2 tRNA genes and 2 rRNA genes are annotated in these 2,189 nt (G+C 48.0%); all 4 read left to right on the top strand.

Going from position 1 to position 2,189, the window contains the following annotated elements:
- A 16S ribosomal RNA gene (locus tag AAEY79_RS14100) occupies window positions 1–902 on the top strand; the annotation flags it as partial.
- A gap of 92 nt (window positions 903–994) precedes the next feature.
- Window positions 995–1,071 (top strand) — tRNA-Ile (locus AAEY79_RS14095).
- 10 nt (window positions 1,072–1,081) lie between these two features.
- Window positions 1,082–1,157: transfer RNA gene (locus AAEY79_RS14090), tRNA-Ala, on the top strand.
- A gap of 344 nt (window positions 1,158–1,501) precedes the next feature.
- Window positions 1,502–2,189, top strand: a 23S ribosomal RNA gene (locus AAEY79_RS14085); the annotation flags it as partial.

Below are 2,189 nucleotides of genomic sequence, written 5' to 3'. Positions count from 1 at the left end.
ACTGTTGAGCTAGAGTATGTGAGAGGAAGGTAGAATTCCAGGTGTAGCGGTGAAATGCGTAGAGATCTGGAGGAATACCGATGGCGAAGGCAGCCTTCTGGCATAATACTGACACTGAGGCTCGAAAGCGTGGGTAGCAAACAGGATTAGATACCCTGGTAGTCCACGCCGTAAACGATGTCTACTAGTCGTTGGGTCCCTTGAGGACTTAGTGACGCAGCTAACGCAATAAGTAGACCGCCTGGGGAGTACGGCCGCAAGGTTAAAACTCAAATGAATTGACGGGGGCCCGCACAAGCGGTGGAGCATGTGGTTTAATTCGATGCAACGCGAAGAACCTTACCTGGTCTTGACATATCTAGAATCCTGCAGAGATGCGGGAGTGCCTTCGGGAATTAGAATACAGGTGCTGCATGGCTGTCGTCAGCTCGTGTCGTGAGATGTTGGGTTAAGTCCCGCAACGAGCGCAACCCTTGTCCTTAGTTACCAGCGGGTTAAGCCGGGAACTCTAAGGATACTGCCAGTGACAAACTGGAGGAAGGCGGGGACGACGTCAAGTCATCATGGCCCTTACGACCAGGGCTACACACGTGCTACAATGGTAGGTACAGAGGGCAGCTACACAGCGATGTGATGCGAATCTCAAAAAGCCTATCGTAGTCCAGATTGGAGTCTGCAACTCGACTCCATGAAGTAGGAATCGCTAGTAATCGCGGATCAGAATGCCGCGGTGAATACGTTCCCGGGCCTTGTACACACCGCCCGTCACACCATGGGAGTTGATTGCACCAGAAGTGGATAGCTTAACCTTCGGGGGAGCGTTCACCACGGTGTGGTTGATGACTGGGGTGAAGTCGTAACAAGGTAGCCGTAGGGGAACCTGCGGCTGGATCACCTCCTTATAGATGGCATTCGGTCAGCAAGAATTCACAACAAGTTGTTCTTTAGTTTAGCTAGTATTTATTATTAGCGCTTTGCCTTTACAGGCAGACACAGGCCTGTAGCTCAGCTGGTTAGAGCACCGTGTTGATAACGCGGGGGTCGGCAGTTCAAGTCTGCCCAGGCCTACCATTTATTTTACGGGGCCATAGCTCAGTTGGTAGAGCGCCTGCCTTGCACGCAGGAGGTCAACGGTTCGACTCCGTTTGGCTCCACCATAATAAATACGATAGTAAATATATAAAATAAGCATAAACAGAAACAAATAATTCAGATATTACATCATACGATTATTTCTTTCTGTTTTATACAGAACTTATGACTCGACGAGAGCGTAAGAACTATTTAAAAACATAGATATGAGTCTGGGTTAAGAAGAGCGTGTTCACGCGCACTTTTTAACCTTAGTAATCGACCTCTTAACGACATCAGTTGTTATCCCAGGGGTTGATTACTAAAAAGTAATAAGAGAACTGAATCAAGCGTATAAACATAGGTGATATCGTTATCATAATTAGACTTATATGACACTTAGCAGTCGAAAGACTACTTGGGGTTGTATGGTCAAGTAATGAAGCGCACATGGTGGATGCCTTGGCAGTCAGAGGCGATGAAAGACGTGACAGCCTGCGATAAGCTTCGGGGAGGCGGCAATATCCTGTGATCCGGAGATTTCTGAATGGGGAAACCCACTTACCATAAGGTAGGTATCTTGTACTTGTACAAGAAGCGAACGAGGGGAAGTGAAACATCTCAGTACCCTTAGGAATAGACATCAAATGAGATTCCCCAAGTAGCGGCGAGCGAACGGGGAGAAGCCGATTAATGCTAATGTAGAAGAACAGCGTGGGAAAGCTGACCGTAGTAGGTGATAGTCCTGTATTCGAAACATTAGCGTTAACATATTAAGTAGAGCGGGGCACGAGAAATCCTGTTTGAAGATGGGGGGACCATCCTCCAAGGCTAAATACTCCTGACTGACCGATAGTGAACCAGTACCGTGAGGGAAAGGCGAAAAGAACCCCTGTGAGGGGAGTGAAATAGAACCTGAAACCGTGTGCGTACAAGCAGTGGGAGCCTTAATTTATTAGGGTGACCGCGTACCTTTTGTATAATGGGTCAGCGACTTATGTTCTGTAGCAAGGTTAACCGTTTAGGGGAGCCGTAGGGAAACCGAGTCTTAATAGGGCGTTTAGTTGCAGGGCATAGACCCGAAACCGAGTGATCTATCCATGAGCAGGTTGAAAGTG

The organism is Psychrobacter sp. GW64-MNA-CIBAN-0177, assembly GCF_040309585.1.
Classification (GTDB): domain Bacteria; phylum Pseudomonadota; class Gammaproteobacteria; order Pseudomonadales; family Moraxellaceae; genus Psychrobacter; species Psychrobacter okhotskensis.
This window is presented reverse-complemented; position numbering and strand designations above follow the sequence as displayed.